The sequence below is a fragment of the Streptomyces glaucus genome, assembly GCF_039533365.1.
Classification (GTDB): domain Bacteria; phylum Actinomycetota; class Actinomycetes; order Streptomycetales; family Streptomycetaceae; genus Streptomyces; species Streptomyces glaucus.
Window position 1 is genome coordinate 1 of the sequence record NZ_BAAATK010000008.1, and the last position, 15,560, is coordinate 15,560.

Here is a 15,560-nt window from a genome sequence, read left to right on the forward strand (position 1 = left end):
CGCGGCGTCCCCCGCGCGCCGGCGGCCGCCGGCCCGCGGTCCGGCGGGCGCTCAGCCGCCGCGCGCGAACCACCGGGCCAGCCGCTCCCCGGTCAGCACGGCGGCGGCCCGGTCCTCGACGGGGTCGACCCGGCTGCCCTTGAAGACGATGTAGGTGACCCCGGAGGGTGTGCCGCCGGTGCGCGGGTCGGGGTCGACGCCCAGGGCCTCGGCCGTGGCGTAGGAGGCCTCGCCGATGATGTCGCGCGGGCCCACGTCGCCGACCACCGCGTACTGCACCCGGCCGGCGTGGACGACGGCCGCGACCGACCCGCCGCGCACGCCGTGGTCCCGGTGGTCCCAGATGCCGCTGGGGGCGGGGACGACGACGAAGGGCAGTTCCTCGGCGCTGAGCGGGCGGCCGTCGGACTGCGCGTAGGCGGTCGCCGCGAGGAAGGCGGGGTCGGTGTGCGGGTTGCAGCGGGGACCGGGCCGCCCGTCGCAGTCGATGTCCATGTCGGCCTCCCAGAAGACGGCCTCGCGCAGGCCGCAGACCGGGATGTCCGCGGGCGCCCCGGCGTCGCTGCGGTAGCGGCCGCGGGAGACGGGGACGCAGTCCCGCACCCGGGCGAGGAGTTCGGCCGCGCTCACGGGGCGGTCGTCGCGCCGGACCGGCGGTTCGTGGCGGGGTACGGCGGGCGCGGCGGGGACGGTCGTGGCGGCGAGCAGGGCGGCGCCGGCCGCGGCGAGGGTCAGCAACCGGACACGCACGATGCGGGAGCCTCTCGTCGGGAACGTGGACGGGCACCCGGTCCATCCTGCCCGGGATCGATCGCACGGCCACCGCAGGAGGACCGGACGGGTACGTGCCGGGAGGCCGGACAGGGGCCGGAGCCGGCACGGGCGCACGGGCCCCGGCCCCCCGCGGCGCGGGAGCAGCGACGACAGCAGTCCGCGCCGCGGGCATGAACTCCTCACCCGTGGTGGGGACTTCAGCCGTGAGGGATCTCAGCATACGTAACCCCCCGGGACGGTCGCCGACGACACCCTCTTGATGTGACCTCGCCAATGGCGTCATATTGGTCCGGACCATTTCCGGCGTGTCGTCCCGGGGAGGCAGCGTCGTGCCCAGCGTTCCCGCTCCCGTTCCCGCTCTCCTGCGCCGCTGCGCCGTGCTCTGCGGCGCTCTCGCCCTGGTCGCGGCCTGCGGCCGGGGGGCGGCGAACAGCGACAGCGGCGGGGACGGCCGGCCGCCGGCGGTGCCGACGGGCGTCACGGCCGTGGCCGCAAGCGCGACGAGCGTGCACGTGATGTGGAACGCGATCGCCGGCGCCGAGGGCTACGCGGTGTACCGCGGCGCCACGAAGGTGCGGGACGTCCCCGGTGCGGAGCACATGGTGGACGTCACCGGGCTCCGGCCGTCCACCGCGTACGTCTTCGCCGTGCGGGCGCGGGACGCCGAGGGGCGGCTCGGACCGCGCAGCCGCGAGATCCGGGCGACGACGCCCGCGGCGGCCGCGGCCGACCGCTCGGCCCCGACCCGTCCGCCGGCCACGCGCGGCAGAGCGGCCGGCGGCCGGGCGGTCCAGCTGTCCTGGTCCGCCTCGACGGACGACCGGGGCGTGGTGTCGTACGACGTCTACCAGGGCGGCGCCAAGGTCCACAGCGTGGGCGGGAACCAGCGGGCCGCCGTGGTCACGGGCCTGCGGCCGGGCACCCGCTACGCCTTCACCGTCCGGGCCCGGGACGCGGCCGGCCGCCTCTCCCCCGCCGGGGACACCGTCCGCCTCACCACCCCGGGCAGCGACGACGGCCGCGCCACCGCCCCCACCGGGCTGCGGGCGAGGAGCCACCACGCCGACGGGGCGTACTACATCGACCTCAGCTGGGTCCCGCCCCGCACGGACGGGGTGATCACGGAGTACCAGGTGCACCTCGACGGCCGTCCCGCCACGTCACTGGTGTACGGCGGGAAGGCGCCGCGCGACCGGGCGACGTACAGCTTCTACGCGGGAGCGGACGCCGGTGTCACGCACCGGGTGCGCCTGCGGGCCAGGCTGCCGGACGGCACCTGGGGCGGGTTCTCGGCGGAGCGGACGGTGACGACCGGGGCGCGCGGACGGTGAGGGCGGGGAGCGGGGCACGGCGGTGAGCATCCGGGGAATGCCCGGAGGCGCACCGGGCGCCCCTCCGGGCATTCCCCGGACGGCGCAGTGCGTCACCTGCCCGGCCGCGTCCGGCATGCGGACCGGGCCGGGACCGCATTGGCTGACCCCGAGGCAGCACGGGCGTTCCCCGATCCTCGGCGGCGCAAGGGATGTACCGCCAACCGTGCCGCCGGAGGACAGTCCACATGCGCAACTCATCGCCACACCTCCGCACCGCCCTGACCGCGGCAGCCGCCGCCGCGCTACCGCTCGCCCTGGCCGCCGGGCCGGCCACCGCCGCCACGGGGATCTCCGTGAGCACCACGGGATCCACGGTCTCGGTGACGACGAGCGCCTGCACCCAGATCAACGGGAGCTGGGGCACCGCCTCGCTGCTCAACAGCGGCCAGGCGAACTTCGCCCAGGGGCGCCAGGCGGCCCTGTCGGGGACCAGCGCGGCCCAGTCCGCCGCCTGGTCGAACGTCAGCCCGGGCACCTACACGGTCATCGTCATGTGCTCGAACGGCAACACCGCGGGCACCCAGACCGTCATCGTCTCCACGGCGACCCCCACGGCCAGGCCGACGGTCTCCGCCACGGCGTCGCCGTCGCGCGGCGTCATGGGCGGAGCGGGCGGGTCCGTCGAGGACTACGGCACCGTCACGCTCGTGGCGGGCGGCGCCCTGGTCGGGACGGGCGTCATCGCGGCGGCATGGTTCCTGCGCCGCCGGTCGAAGCCGTACCGGTGCTGAGGCCGGCGCCGCCGGTTCCGCGGCCGTACCGGTTCCGGAACCGCGCCGCGGGCCCGCCGGTTCCGGCGCCCGTGCGTTGCCGCGGCGGCCTCCGGCAGGCGCCGGCCGCCCGTCCCGGTGTCCCGGCGCCGGGGACGGGCGGCCGGTGTCAGGCCGGCTCGTGGCCGGGCAGCTCGGCGAACTCCTCGAGCGCGTGCCGCAGCCACTGTGTCCAGAAGGTCTCCAGATCGATGCCGGCCCGCAGGACCAGGTGCCTCAGCCGGTCCTGGGGGCTGTCCCTGCCGGGCGGGAAGTCGCGCCTCTCGATCTCCTCGTACTCGGCCAACTGCCGCTGGTGCAGCTCCAGATGGCGCCGCAGATCGGCTTCCAGTCCGGCGGTGCCGACCACGGCCGCGGCGCGCAGCCGCAGCAGCAGCGCGTCCCGCAGGGGCTTGGGGTCCTGGGACGCGGCGCTCCAGCGGGCCAGTTCGGCGCGGCCCGCCGGCAGGACCTCGTAGTTCTTCTTCTGCCCGCGGGCCGGCTGCTCGGCGGGCAGGGCGCGGATGTACCCCTCGGCCTCCAGTTTTCCCAGCTCGCGATAGATCTGCTGGTGCGTCGCCGACCAGAAGTAGCCGATCGACCGGTCGAACCGGCGGGTCAGCTCCAGCCCCGACGACGGCTTCTCGAGCAGGGCGGTGAGGATCGCGTGCGGGAGTGACATGGGGTCATCCTAGGGACGCGCCCGGGCCGGTCTACAGCGCCGCCGCCAGCTCCGTGCCCTGTTTGACGGCCCGCTCGGCGTCCAGTTCGGCCGCCACGTCGGCGCCGCCGATCAGGTGCGCGGCGCGTCCGGCGGCGGTCAGGTCCTCGTACAGGCCGCGGCGCGGCTCCTGCCCGGTGCACAGCACGATCGTGTCGACCTCCAGCACCGTGCTCTCCTCGCCGATCGTGAGGTGCAGCCCCGCGTCGTCGATCCGGTCGTAGCGCACGCCCGGGACCATGGTCACGCCGCGGTGCCTGAGCTCGGTGCGGTGGATCCAGCCGGTGGTCCTGCCGAGGCCGGCGCCGACCTTGGACGTCTTGCGCTGGAGCAGGTGGACGGTGCGCGGCGGGGCGGGCCGTTCGGGCGCGGTGAGGCCGCCGGGGGTGCGGTAGCGGGTGTCGACGCCCCAGCGCCGGAAGTACGTCTCGGGGTCCTCGTGCGCCTGGTCGCCGGCGTCGGTGAGGTATTCGGCGACGTCGAAGCCGATGCCGCCCGCGCCGAGGATCGCGACGCGGTCTCCGACGGGGGCGCCGTCGCGCAGGACGTCGAGGTAGCCGAGGACGCTCGGGTGGTCGACGCCGGGGATGTCGGGGACGCGCGGGGTGACGCCGGTGGCGACGACGACCTCGTCGTAGCCGTCCAGGTCCGCGGCGGTGACCGGGGTGCCCAGCCGTACGTCCACGCCCTGCTCGTCGAGCCGGGTGCGGAAGTAGCGCAGCGTCTCGTCGAACTCCTGCTTGCCGGGGACCCTGCGGGCGACGTTGAGCTGGCCGCCGATCTCGGGCGCGGCGTCGAACAGCGTGACGGCGTGGCCGCGTTCGGCCGCGGTGACCGCGCAGGCGAGCCCGGCCGGGCCCGCGCCGACGACGGCGACCCGCTTGCGGGTGCGGGCCGGGGACAGCACGAGCTCGGTCTCGTGGCAGGCGCGCGGGTTGACCAGGCAGGAGGTGATCCGCCCGCTGAAGGCGTGGTCCAGGCAGGCCTGGTTGCAGCCGATGCAGGTGTTGATGGCCTCGGGGCGCCCGGCGGCGGCCTTGGCGACGAAGTCGGGGTCGGCGAGCAGGGGCCGGGCCATGGACACCAGGTCGGCGTGGCCCTCGGCGAGCAACCGCTCGGCGAGTTCGGGGGTGTTGATGCGGTTGGTGGTGACGAGCGGCACCGTCACCTCGCCCATCAGCCGCTTCGTCACCCAGGTGTACGCGCCGCGCGGCACGGACGTGGCGATGGTGGGGATGCGGGCCTCGTGCCAGCCGATGCCGGTGTTGATGATCGTCGCGCCGGCGGCCTCGACCGCCCGGGCGAGCGTGATCACCTCGTCCAGCGAGGAGCCGCCGGGCACGAGGTCCAGCATGGACAGCCGGTAGACGACGATGAAGTCCTCGCCGACCGCCTCGCGCACTCGGCGGACGATCTCGACGGGGAAGCGCATGCGGTTCTCGTACGAGCCGCCCCAGCGGTCGGTGCGGTGGTTGGTGCGGGCGGCGGTGAACTCGTTGATCAGGTAGCCCTCGGAGCCCATGATCTCCACGCCGTCGTAGCCGGCCCGCCGGGCGAGCCGGGCGGTCCGGGCGTAGTCGTCGACGGTCCGCTCGACCTCGGCGTCGGTGAGCTCGCGGGGCGGGTGGGGGCTGATCGGCGCCTGGAGCGGGCTGGGCGCCACCAGGTCCCGGTGGGAGGCGTAGCGGCCGAAGTGCAGGATCTGCAGGGCGATCCGGCCGCCCTCGCGGTGCACGGCCTCGGTGACGGTCCGGTGCCGCTCGGCCTCCGCCTCGGTGGTGAGCTTGGCGCCGTCCTCGTGGGACCGCCCCTCCTCGTTGGGCGCGATGCCGCCGGTGACGATCAGGCCCGCTCCCCCGCGGGCCCGGGCGGCGTAGAACGCGGCCATGCGCTCGAAGCCGCGCTCCGCCTCCTCCAGGCCGACGTGCATGGAGCCCATGAGGACGCGGTTGGGCAGGGTGGTGAAGCCCAGGTCGAGCGGGCTCAGCAGGTGGGGGTAGCGGCTCATCGGGCCCTCCGTGCGCGGGGTGGTGCCCTCCGTTGTAGAGGACCCCCGACCAGTTGTGCAACTAGTTGCACAAGGAGGTGGCGGAGGGCACAGGCGTACGCGCAGGGTCCGGGCGCGGCGGGGCGCGGGCGGGGCCCGGAGGCACGGGGCGGTGCGGGCGGGCCTCGCCCGCACCGCCCGCCCGCACCGCCTGTCGGCGGGCCGTGGCCGTCCTTTCCGGCGCCGGAGAGCTCACCGGCTCTCCAGCCGTACGTGCAGGTCCCGCTCCTGGTCCCCGGACGCGGCGGACAGGTCCTGCACGGTGAACAGGTCGTCCAGCGTGGCGCGGAGCCGTTCGATCGCCCAGTAGCCGCCCTGCGCGTCGGCGGTGACGGACCCCTTCAGCCGGGCGGGGCCGCAGTCGCCCCGGTGGGCGTCGGCGACGTCGAAGGTGCCGAGCCACACGGTCGGACGCACCTCGTGGTACTCCCGGGGCACGTCGTCGGCGCACCGGTCGGACGCGAAGCACGCGCACAGGGTGTCGAACACGACCTGGGCGTCGTCCTTGTCGCATCCGCTGATCTCGACCGAGACGGATTCCGGGTGCGTTCGCTCGCCGTCCATCGTGATCGCTCCTCTCGTGGCCGCGATGCGGCACCGCGGACGAGGTCCGCGGACCGCGCCCCCCCCCCCCAAGAAAACCCCCGCCGCGGGAAAAGCACCACCCGCGCCGGAGCACGGCCGGCGCGGGTGGCGCGGTGCGGGGCTCAGCCCCGGGTGAAGCGGTAGGTCCTGCTGTCGGTCAGCAGGCAGAAGCCGGGCGACAGCACGATCACGCGCAGGGTGCCGGTGCGGCGGTCGTAGTCGACGCCCTCGGCCTCGAAGGTGCCCGAGCAGCCGCTGCGCAGCGGGAGCCGGCGCAGCGCGGTGACGTGACCGGTCACGTCCGCCGTGCCCGGTTCGGCCGACAGGTCGATCTGGAGGAGCGGCTTGGTGACGCCGAACAGGGTGCCCGCCGGGTCGTCGGAGGAGCACAGCAGCCGGGTGGGCCCGGTGAAGTCGCAGCCCTGCACGTCGCGCACGGGGTGGTCGAGGACGACCGTGGACACCTGCGGGAGGTTCGCCGCGGGCGAGGTGTCCGGGTTGACGCCGGGGGTGGGGAAGACCAGCAGCCGGCTCATGGTGCCCCACTCGCCCGCCAGCATCCACTGGCCGTCCGGCGCGATCGCGACCCAGGAGTTGTTCGGGGCCTCCCCGGCGCCGAGGGCGTGGACGTACTCCGACCAGCCGCCGCCCGGCGCCTGCACCCGGAACATCTTGGCGGCGCCGTCGTCGCGCTGGTACGGCTCGACGTAGTGGCCGTCGTAGGAGGCGTCGGGGTCACCGACGTGGTTCCAGCCGCGGCTGCTCACGCCGATGGGGATGGTGCCGATGCCGGTGTACCGGTTGGGGCTGCCGGCCGGGACCTCGACCGAGGTCAGTCCCTGGCTCTCGGTCAGCGGGTCGGCCCGGTCGGAGCCCGTCTCGGTCCAGGTGTCGGCGGCCGAGGCCGGCGGGGCGGCCGACAGGACGGCGGCGGTGGCGAGAGCGGCGAGTCCGGCCAGGACCGCGTGACGACGTCGCCGGGCGCGCAGGGGCATGGATCGGCTCCTTCGTGGGGGGGGGACACGCACTCGGCGCACAGTGTGGCGGGCCAAGGAGGTCATGTACACACCAGATTTATGGACGGTCCGGGTCCGTTCCGCCCCGCCCCGGTGAACATCCGCGAGGCGGCGGGCGTCCTGCGGACGGAGGAAGATGGAAGGAATCAGCAGGGACGTCCGGGAATCGGCCCTGTGTGCGGTGGGACAGGGAGCCGGCACCGGGAAGGGCGTGCCGCGCGAGACGGCGAAGGCAGGGCGTGGGATGAGTGCAGCCGGGTCACCCGTGGTCGGGGCCGACGAGCCGCCCCGCGGTCCGGTGCGCCCGAGCGGGCTGCTCGACGTGCTGGGCGTGGCCTCGGTGGTCCTGGACACCCGGGGACGGATCGTGCTGTGGAGCCCGCAGGCCGAGGAGCTGTTCGGCTACACCGCGCAGGAGGCGCTCGGCCAGTACGCCGCCCGGATCATGGTCCACGAACAGCACCTCGACGTGGTCGTCGAACTGTTCTCGGAGGTCATGGACACCGGCCGGAGCTGGGCCGGGGCCTTCCCGGTCCGGCGCAAGGACGGCACCACGCGGCTGGTGGAGTTCCGCAACATGCGGCTCCTGGACGACCGGGGCGACGTGTACGCGCTGGGCCTGTGCGCGGACCAGTCGACCGTGCGCCAGGTGGAGCGGGACGTGGCGCTGTCGACGCGGATCATCGCGCAGTCGCCGATCGGGCTGGCCGTCCTGGACACGGAGCTGCGGTACGTCTCGGTCAACCCGGCGCTGGAGCGGATCGACGGCCTCCCCGCCGAGGAACACCTCGGCCACACGGTCCGCGAGGTGCTGCCCCAGCTGGACACGGACATGCTGGAGTCCGCGGCGCGCCAGGTCCTGGAGACCGGCCGACCGCTCGTCGACCGGCCCACGACCGGCCGGACCCCGGCCGATCCGCGGGAGGACCACACCTGGTCGGTCTCGCTCTACCGGCTGGAGGACGCGTTCGGCCACGTGCTGGGCGTGGCCGTGTCGGTCGTGGACGTCACCGAACAGCACCGGGCCGGCGTCGAGGCGGAGACCGCCCGCCGGCGTCTGGCCCTCATCGCGGACGCCTCGACCCGCATCGGCACCACCCTGGACCTGGACCGCACCGCCCGTGAGCTGACCGACGTGGCGGTGCCGGAGCTCGCCGACGTCGCGGCGGTGGATCTGCTGGACGCGGTGGTGAAGGGCCGCCGCAGCAGTCTGGACCCGGCCGAGCCCGCGCTGATCCGCTCCCTGGCCGTCCGGGCGTACGAATCCCCGGAGGCGCTGGGAGCGGCCGATCCGCCCGGCCAGGTCGCCCGGTACGCGCCCGACCGTCTCGTCACCGAGTGCGTGCGCACCGGCCGCCCGGTGATGGTGCCGCGGGTGAAGGACGTCGACCTGCTCCGCATCGCCCGCTCCCCGCTGGCGGCCGAGCTGCTGGGCCGGGCGGGCCTGCACTCCTACCTGGCCGTACCGCTGATCGCGCGCGGCGAGGTGCTCGGCGCGCTCGACCTGAAGCGGACGCACAACCCGCTGCCGTTCGGCGAGGACGACCTGCTGCTGGCCCGGGAGCTGGCCGCCCGCGCGGCCGTGCAGATCGACAACGCCCGCTGGTACCAGAACGCCCGCAACACCGCCCTCACCCTGCAGCGCAGCCTGCTGCCCAGCCATCCGTCGGTGACGGGCGGGCTGGAGGTCGCCTCCCGCTACCAGCCGGCGGAGGCCACCAGTGAGATCGGCGGCGACTGGTTCGACGTGATCCCGCTGGAGGGCTGCAAGACGGCGCTGGTGGTGGGCGACGTGATGGGCAGCGGCATCACGGCGGCGGCGACCATGGGCCGGCTGCGCACGGCGACGAACACCCTGGCCTCCCTGGACCTGGACCCGGCCCGGGTGCTGGAGCACCTGGACCGCGGCACCACGGGCCCGGACCAGGCCATCGCCACCTGCGTCTACGCCGTCCACGACCCGCATCTGCGGCAGTGCCGGATCGCCGTCGCCGGGCACCTGCCGCCGGTCCGGGTCCGCACCGGGCACCCCCCGGAACTGCTCGACCTGCCCACGGGGGTGCCGCTGGGCGTGGGCGGCGTCTCCTTCTCCACCACCACCGTCGGCCTGGAGCCCGGTGACCGGCTGGTGTTCTACACCGACGGCCTGGTCGAGACGCGGCGGCACTCGCTGGACGAGCGGCTGGACCGGCTGCTGTCCCTGCTCGACGGTCCGGACCGCCCGCTGGAGGAGGTCTGCGACCTGCTGCTGCGCGCTCTGCACGAGCCGGACAACGCCGACGACGTGGCGCTGCTCATCGCGCGGGCGACGGCACCGGCGTAGGCGGGCCGGGCGCGCGGGGGCGGCGCCCGGCCCGTCGTACCGCCATCGGCGGGCCGGGCCGCCGGGCTTACGGCCGGACGCCGGTCACGACGTGGGCGTACAGCTCCTCGGAGACGGCCAGACGGGTCGTCAGGCCACTGCGGGCGAAGGCGTCGACGGCCGCCGGCGCCTGGCGTTCGCTCGTCTCGACCAGGACGCAGCCGCCGGGCGCGAGCCACCGGGGCGCCTCGGCGGCGACCCGGCGCAGCACGTCGAGGCCGTCCGCACCGCCGTCGAGGGCGACCAGCGGCTCGTGCTCCCGGGCCTCCGCGGGCAGCAGGCCGACCTCGCCGGTGGGGACGTACGGCACGTTGGCCACGAGGACGCCGACGCGTCCGCGCAGTTCGCCGGGCAGCGCCTCGAACAGGTCGCCCGTGTGCACCCGGCCGCCGGCGGCGGCGACGTTGCGGCGGGCGCAGCGCACCGCGGCGGGGTCGATGTCGGCGGCGTGCAGCTCGACCGGGCCGAGCGCGTCGGCCAGGGCCGCGCCGAGGGCTCCCGAGCCGCAGCACAGGTCCACGACGACGGTCGCGCCGGGCGCCTGGGCGAGGGCCTGTTCCACGAGGAACTCGGTGCGGCGGCGGGGTACGAAGACGCCGGGTTCCACGGCGATGCGCAGCCCCCGGAACTCGGCCCAGCCGAGGACGAGTTCGAGGGGCTCGCCGGTGACGCGGCGGTCCACCAGGGCGGTGAGCTCGTCCGGGGTGCGGGCGGCGGCCAGGAGCAACTCCGCCTCGTCCTCGGCGAAGACGCAGCCGGCGGCGCGGAGCGCGGCGACGACCGGGGCGCGGGACGGCGGTGGCACGGACGGCGGTGGCACGGACGGCGGTGACGCAGAGGAGGACGGGGACGGAGAGGACGCAGCAGGCATGGAGCCGGGGGCCTTTCGGGAACAAGGGCGCTCTCGCGGTCGCCTACCGGCGATCCGCGCGGTCCTGGGACGGGAGCACCCGGGCCGACACAGCGGTGATGGGTCCCACCTCCTCGCCGTACGACGGCCGGGACGGTCCGCGGCCGGACCGCAACCCTATCCGAAACGACCGGCCCCGGGCCGTCCCCGCGGACGCCTTCGCCCCGGGAGCGGCGGGCGGACCGGCCGGAGGAGGACCCGACGCGGTGCGCCGCCTGTCCGAGGCGGTACAACGCGTGGCCGGGGACAGCCGACGGCCGAGGGCGCACCGACGCGGACGGCCGCCCGCGGCGCCCGCGGTCAGTGCGCCCGGTGCGGCACCGGCGCGGCCCGTCCGTCCGCGCGCCGCTCGGGGGCGCGGACGGTGAGGAACGCCGTGGTGCGGCGCAGCCGGAAGCCGAGCGCCTCGTACAGGCGGATGGCCGGGGTGTTGTCGGCGCCGGTGTGCAGGAACGGGGTCTCGCCCCGGGCGCGGATGCCGTGGGCGACGGCGGCGATCAGCCGGGCGGCCAGGCCCCGGCCGCGGAAGGCGGGGTCGGTGCAGACCGCGCTGATCTCGGTCCACCCCGGCGGGCGCAGCCGCTCCCCCGCCATGGCGACGAGGGCGCCGCCGCGGCGTATGCCCAGGTAGGTGCCGAGCTCGATGGTGCGGGGCAGGAAGGGGCCGGGGCGGGTGCGGGCGACCAGGTCGAGCATCTCGGGCACGTCGGCGGGGCCGAGGCGGACCGCCTCCGGGTCCGGTGCGGCGGCCAGGCCCTCGTCCACCATCTGCACGCCCCCGATCCGCCAGGTGACCTGCCAGCCGGCCGGGACGTCCCCGGTGAAACCGAGCAGCGGGACCTCGGCCCCCGGGCCGGCGAGTGCCGCGAGGTCCGCCCAGTCCCCGGCGTCCGGCTCGTCGGGCAGCGCCAGCCAGGGCGTCACGTCGACGGGGTAGCGCAGCACCCGTCCGCGCCGCTCGGCGAACCGGGCGTGCGGACCGGTGAGGGCGGCGCGGGCCGGATGGTCCAGGACGTGCGGACGGGAGAGGGGCGGCCCGGCCGCCTCCGACTGGTACTGCCTGACCGTGTCCACCTGCGCGTACGCTCCTTCCCGTGACCGGCACACCCGGTGCCGCCGGGCACACCGGGCCCGGCACCGGGCGGCAAGGAGGATCGGCGAGCGGCTATTCCCGCGGCGCCGCGGAGTTCACACGGCCTTCACGGTCGGGGCCCGGTCGGCCGGGATCCCGACGGCCGACGCCGCGTCGGCGGCTGTCCCGGCGATCACGCTCCCACCCGGCGGGAGGGGGCCGCCCCGGAGCACGTACGGTTGAATGCGTAAGCATCGTCCACGCCCGACCCGCGGACCACCGCTCGCCGCGCGACCCGGAGAACGAACACCCGTATGAACATCACCCGAGGTTTCACCGGACGCCGTGCCCCCGATCCCGGGCTGCCGCCCGGCCAGTACGACGCGGGCGACGACTGGCCCGTGCTGTCCGCCGAGGTCACGCCCGATCTGGCGCCCGCCGACTGGACCTTCCGCATCGACGGCCTGGTCGAGGAGGCCCGCACCTGGACCTGGGAGCAGGCGCACGCGCTGCCGGCGACGGCGTACGAGGGCGCCATCCACTGCGTGACGGGCTGGTCGAAGTTCGGGACGCGGTTCGGGGGCGTGTCCCTGGACGCCTTCCTGGAGGCGGTCCGCCCGCACGCGTCCGCCACCCACGCCCTCGCCCGCGCGCACACCGGCTACACCACCAACCTGCCGCTCGCCGACCTGACCGGCGGGCGCGCCTGGATCGCCTGGGAGTACGACGGCGAGCCGCTCGCCCCCGAGCACGGCGGCCCGGCGCGGCTGCTGGTGCCGCACCTGTACTTCTGGAAGAGCGCCAAGTGGATCGCGGGCCTGACCCTCCTCGACCACGACGAGCCGGGTTTCTGGGAGCGGAACGGCTACCACGCCCGCGGCAACCCCTGGGAGGAGCAGCGGTACTCCGGTGACTGACATCTCCCCTCCCCCGGCGCGGTTCGCCGTGCCCGGACGCATCGCCGTGGACGGCGGGACCGCCGGGACGTGGCGGACCGCCACCCTCACCGGGATCCGCCGTGAGACCCCCCGCGCGGCCACCTTCCGGTTCGCCGTGCCCGGCTGGCCGGGGCATCTGCCCGGCCAGCACCTGCTGCTGCGGCTGACCGCCGAGGACGGGTACGTGGCCCAGCGGCACTACTCGATCGCCTCCGCGCCCGACGACTCCGGCCACCTCGAGCTGACCCTCGACCACCTCGAGGACGGCGAGGTCTCCGGCTGGTTCCACACCGTGGCCCGGCCCGGTGACCGGGTCGAGGTGCGGGGCCCGCTCAGCGGCTTCTTCGCCTGGCCGGGCGACCGGCCCGCGCTGCTGATCGGCGCCGGTTCCGGGGTCGTACCGCTGATGTCGATGGTGCGGTACCACCGGGCGCGGCGGCTCGCGGTGCCGCTGCGGCTGCTGGTGTCCGCCCGCAGTCCCGAAGAGCTCCTCTACGCGCGGGAGCTGGGCGCGGAGACGACGCCGGTGTTCACGCGGAGCGCGCCGGAGGGCGTGCCGGTGGGACGGCTGTCGGCCGCCCATGTGGCGCCGCTCATGGCCGAGGCGCCGCCCGGCGGGTGGGAGGCGTACGTGTGCGGCTCCAACTCCTTCGCCGAACACGCCGCCCGGCTGCTGGTGGCGGCCGGGCAGCCCGTGGACCGCATCCGCATCGAGCGCTTCGGCTGACCGGCGCGGCGCCCGGGCGCCCGTGCGGCGGCACGGCCGGTCGTCCGGCCCCGGCGGGGCGCCCGCCGTGCCGGTCGTGGCCCTCCTCGCACGCGGCGCCGGCTCGCCGGGCGGAGCGGGGACGGGCCCGCACCGGGCCGCGATGGGCGACGCGCCGCCGGGGACGGGGCCGCCCCGCCCGCACGGTGACCCGACCACCTCCCCGGGAACCGTCCGCCGGGCGCCTCCCGTCCGCCGTCCCCCCGCGACGCCTCCACCCCACCGACCAGCGGCTCACCGCCGGCCGCGGGGCCTTCCGCGCCACCGGACCGCCGTGCGGGCCTGGCGAGTCCTCCGACCACCCGCGTACGGTGTGATCATCGGTACTGTCCCTTCGCGAAGGCGGTTCCCCATGGCCCTGTTCGACCTTCCCCTCGACGAACTCCGCGCGTACCGCAGTTCCTCCACCGAGCCCGAGGACTTCGACGCCTTCTGGTCCAAGACCCTCCAGGAGGCCCGCGAGCACGACCTGGACGCCCGTTTCGAACCGGTCGACACGGGCCTGGCCACGGTGCGGGTGTACGACGTGACGTTCGCCGGGTTCGGCGGTCACCCCGTCAAGGGCTGGCTGACGCTGCCCGCCGGGGCCGAGGAGCCGCTGCCGCTGGTGGTCGAGTTCATCGGCTACGGCGGCGGCCGCGGCCTGCCCCACGAGCACCTGCTGTGGGCGTCCACGGGCCGGGCGCACTTCGTCATGGACACCCGCGGACAGGGCAGCGCCTGGGGCGCCGGAGGCGGGACCGCGGACCCTATGGGCGGCGCGCCCGCCTACCCCGGATTCATGACCCGCGGCATCGACGCGCCCGAGAACTACTACTACCGCCGCGTGTTCACGGACGCGGTGCGGGCCGTCGAGGCGGCCCGCTCGCACCCGCTGACCGACCCGGCCCGCACCGTCGCCGTCGGCGGCAGCCAGGGCGGCGGGATCACGATCGCGGTGGGCGGCCTGGTCCCGGACCTCGCGGCGATCGCGCCGGACGTGCCGTTCCTGTGCGACTTCCCGCGCGCGGCCACGCTGACGGACCGTCACCCCTACCGGGAGATCGGCCTCTACCTCAAGACCCACCGCGGCCGCACCGACGACGCCCTGCGCACCCTCTCCTACTTCGACGGCGTGCACTTCGCCGCCCGCGGCCGGGCCCCGGCGCTGTTCTCGGCGGCCCTGGAGGACCAGACCTGCCCGCCGTCGACCGTCTTCGCGGCGTTCAACGCCTGGGCGCACGACGACAAGACGATCGAGGTCTACGACTTCAACGACCACGAGGGCGGCGGCCCGTTCCAGGAGGCGGCCAAGCTGCGCTGGCTGCGCTCGTACGCCTGACCCCCGGCCCTTCGCACGGGCCGGGTTCCGCCCGGCCGGCCGGTCATGGCCCCCGGGCCGCGGCGGCGCGTGATGGCCTGCCGGCGGACCGCCGGCAGGCCCTGCCCGAGCGCCGTGCGGCGCCGGCTCGCGGTCGCCGCGGCCGGGCCGGTGGGCGCGGGCCGGGCCTGGTGGGCGGAGCGGGCAAGGGCGCCCGTCAGTCCGGGCGGCGGGCCACGACCAGCCGGACGCGGGGACTGCCGTCACCGCGCCGTCCGAACTCGGGCAGGGCGTACAGCTCCACCCCGAATCCCGCGCGCAGCAGCTCCCGCCGCACGTCCCCGAAGCGGAACGTGCGGTAGTACATGACGAACGGCGGCCGCCACAGCGCGTTGCGCACCCGCATCACCGTGTCGAAGCCCAGCAGCCCCCAGTACGCCGGGGATCCGGGACGGGGCGGGGCGACGACCGGGAAGGCGAAGCGGCCGCCCGGCCGCAGCACGGAGCGCACCTGGGCGAACAGCCCGGGCCGTTCGCGGGGCAGGAAGTGCCCGAACGCGCCGAAGCTCACCACGAGGTCGAAGGCGGACGCGAACGGCAGCGCGCGGGCGTCCGCGCGGACCCAGGCGACCGGTACCCCGGCGGGCCGGGTCCGCTCACGGGCGACGGCGAGCATGCCCGCGCTGAAGTCGACCCCGGTGACGCTCCGCCGGCACACCCGTGCCAGCACCCCGACGCCCGCGCCGGTGCCGCAGCACAGGTCGAGCCCGGTCTCGAAGGGCCCCGTCCGCGCCAGCGCCGAGGCGACGGCGTCCAGTACGGGACCCGGCGTCCGGAACGGGGTGTGGTCGAACTTCGGCGCGAGCAGGTCGTAGCCGCGCTCCACGGACGACAGCGCCTGGACGGCGAGTTCGCGCGGGCCGGGGCCTCGGGGGCTGAACACCCGA

General features: G+C 75.8%; 14 protein-coding genes. 6 read left to right on the forward strand and 8 right to left on the reverse strand.

What is annotated here, in order from left to right; all coding sequences use genetic code 11:
- Positions 1-51 precede the first annotated feature (51 nt).
- Positions 52-750: a glycoside hydrolase family 75 protein gene (locus tag ABD363_RS08195; RefSeq protein ID WP_344601166.1), complete on the reverse strand. Its 699-nt coding sequence runs from the start codon at positions 748-750 to the stop codon at positions 52-54.
- Between the two features lie 353 nt (positions 751-1,103).
- Between ABD363_RS08195 and ABD363_RS08200 the strand changes: the two genes are divergently transcribed.
- Positions 1,104-2,105 (forward strand): fibronectin type III domain-containing protein, encoded by a 1,002-nt coding sequence (locus ABD363_RS08200; protein ID WP_344601168.1) that lies wholly within the window; start codon positions 1,104-1,106, stop codon positions 2,103-2,105.
- 227 nt (positions 2,106-2,332) lie between these two features.
- A complete protein-coding gene (locus ABD363_RS08205; RefSeq protein WP_344601170.1) occupies positions 2,333-2,878 on the forward strand; it encodes a hypothetical protein in 546 nt (181 codons plus the stop codon).
- A 148-nt stretch (positions 2,879-3,026) separates the two neighbouring features.
- On the opposite strand, the gene ABD363_RS08210 is transcribed toward ABD363_RS08205, so the two are convergent.
- The 4 genes from ABD363_RS08210 to ABD363_RS08225 form a co-directional block, all read right to left on the reverse strand.
- Positions 3,027-3,578 carry a PadR family transcriptional regulator gene (locus tag ABD363_RS08210; protein ID WP_344601172.1) on the reverse strand — a complete coding sequence of 184 codons (552 nt, stop codon included), beginning with the start codon at positions 3,576-3,578 and terminating at the stop codon, positions 3,027-3,029.
- A gap of 31 nt (positions 3,579-3,609) precedes the next feature.
- On the reverse strand, positions 3,610-5,625 hold the full coding sequence (locus tag ABD363_RS08215; protein WP_344601174.1) for an oxidoreductase: 2,016 nt from the start codon (positions 5,623-5,625) through the stop codon (positions 3,610-3,612).
- 231 nt (positions 5,626-5,856) lie between these two features.
- Complete coding sequence (locus ABD363_RS08220) at positions 5,857-6,228, reverse strand: hypothetical protein (RefSeq protein ID WP_344601176.1); 372 nt, start codon at positions 6,226-6,228, stop codon at positions 5,857-5,859.
- Between the two features lie 143 nt (positions 6,229-6,371).
- Positions 6,372-7,244 (reverse strand): hypothetical protein, encoded by an 873-nt coding sequence (locus ABD363_RS08225; RefSeq protein WP_344601178.1) that lies wholly within the window; start codon positions 7,242-7,244, stop codon positions 6,372-6,374.
- Positions 7,245-7,509: 265 nt separating this feature from the next.
- On the opposite strand from ABD363_RS08225, the gene ABD363_RS08230 reads away from it, so the two are divergent.
- Positions 7,510-9,588: a SpoIIE family protein phosphatase gene (locus ABD363_RS08230; protein WP_344601179.1), complete on the forward strand. Its 2,079-nt coding sequence runs from the start codon at positions 7,510-7,512 to the stop codon at positions 9,586-9,588.
- A gap of 67 nt (positions 9,589-9,655) precedes the next feature.
- Here the strand turns inward: ABD363_RS08230 and ABD363_RS08235 are convergent, their stop codons facing one another.
- Positions 9,656-10,498, reverse strand: coding sequence for a putative protein N(5)-glutamine methyltransferase (locus tag ABD363_RS08235; protein WP_344601181.1), 843 nt, complete (start codon positions 10,496-10,498; stop codon positions 9,656-9,658).
- Positions 10,499-10,837: 339 nt separating this feature from the next.
- On the reverse strand, positions 10,838-11,611 hold the full coding sequence (locus ABD363_RS08240; RefSeq protein WP_344601183.1) for a GNAT family N-acetyltransferase: 774 nt from the start codon (positions 11,609-11,611) through the stop codon (positions 10,838-10,840).
- A gap of 312 nt (positions 11,612-11,923) precedes the next feature.
- Between ABD363_RS08240 and ABD363_RS08245 the strand changes: the two genes are divergently transcribed.
- The 3 genes from ABD363_RS08245 (at position 11,924) to ABD363_RS08255 (ending at position 14,634) form a co-directional block, all read left to right on the forward strand.
- The gene (locus ABD363_RS08245) at positions 11,924-12,526 is read left to right on the forward strand and encodes a sulfite oxidase-like oxidoreductase (protein WP_344601185.1); all 603 of its coding nucleotides are present in this window, start codon (positions 11,924-11,926) and stop codon (positions 12,524-12,526) included.
- Between the two features lie 28 nt (positions 12,527-12,554).
- Positions 12,555-13,274, forward strand: a complete 720-nt coding sequence (locus tag ABD363_RS08250) for a ferredoxin reductase (RefSeq protein ID WP_425577956.1) — start codon at positions 12,555-12,557, stop codon at positions 13,272-13,274.
- A 391-nt stretch (positions 13,275-13,665) separates the two neighbouring features.
- The gene (locus ABD363_RS08255; RefSeq protein ID WP_344601188.1) at positions 13,666-14,634 is read left to right on the forward strand and encodes an acetylxylan esterase; all 969 of its coding nucleotides are present in this window, start codon (positions 13,666-13,668) and stop codon (positions 14,632-14,634) included.
- Between the two features lie 196 nt (positions 14,635-14,830).
- Here ABD363_RS08255 and ABD363_RS08260 read toward each other — a convergent pair whose 3' ends face one another.
- Positions 14,831-15,556 carry a class I SAM-dependent methyltransferase gene (locus ABD363_RS08260; protein WP_344601190.1) on the reverse strand — a complete coding sequence of 242 codons (726 nt, stop codon included), beginning with the start codon at positions 15,554-15,556 and terminating at the stop codon, positions 14,831-14,833.
- Positions 15,557-15,560: the final 4 nt, after the last annotated feature.

Coding starts and splice junctions, on each gene's coding strand:
- ABD363_RS08235 (WP_344601181.1), bottom strand. CDS start 10,498: ATGCCTGCTGCGTCCTCTCCGTCCCCGTCCTCCTCTGCGTCACCGCCG.
- ABD363_RS08205 (WP_344601170.1), top strand. CDS start 2,333: ATGCGCAACTCATCGCCACACCTCCGCACCGCCCTGACCGCGGCAGCC.
- ABD363_RS08245 (WP_344601185.1), top strand. CDS start 11,924: ATGAACATCACCCGAGGTTTCACCGGACGCCGTGCCCCCGATCCCGGG.
- ABD363_RS08210 (WP_344601172.1), bottom strand. CDS start 3,578: ATGTCACTCCCGCACGCGATCCTCACCGCCCTGCTCGAGAAGCCGTCG.
- ABD363_RS08230 (WP_344601179.1), top strand. CDS start 7,510: ATGAGTGCAGCCGGGTCACCCGTGGTCGGGGCCGACGAGCCGCCCCGC.
- ABD363_RS08215 (WP_344601174.1), bottom strand. CDS start 5,625: ATGAGCCGCTACCCCCACCTGCTGAGCCCGCTCGACCTGGGCTTCACC.
- ABD363_RS08225 (WP_344601178.1), bottom strand. CDS start 7,244: ATGCCCCTGCGCGCCCGGCGACGTCGTCACGCGGTCCTGGCCGGACTC.
- ABD363_RS08255 (WP_344601188.1), top strand. CDS start 13,666: ATGGCCCTGTTCGACCTTCCCCTCGACGAACTCCGCGCGTACCGCAGT.
- ABD363_RS08220 (WP_344601176.1), bottom strand. CDS start 6,228: ATGGACGGCGAGCGAACGCACCCGGAATCCGTCTCGGTCGAGATCAGC.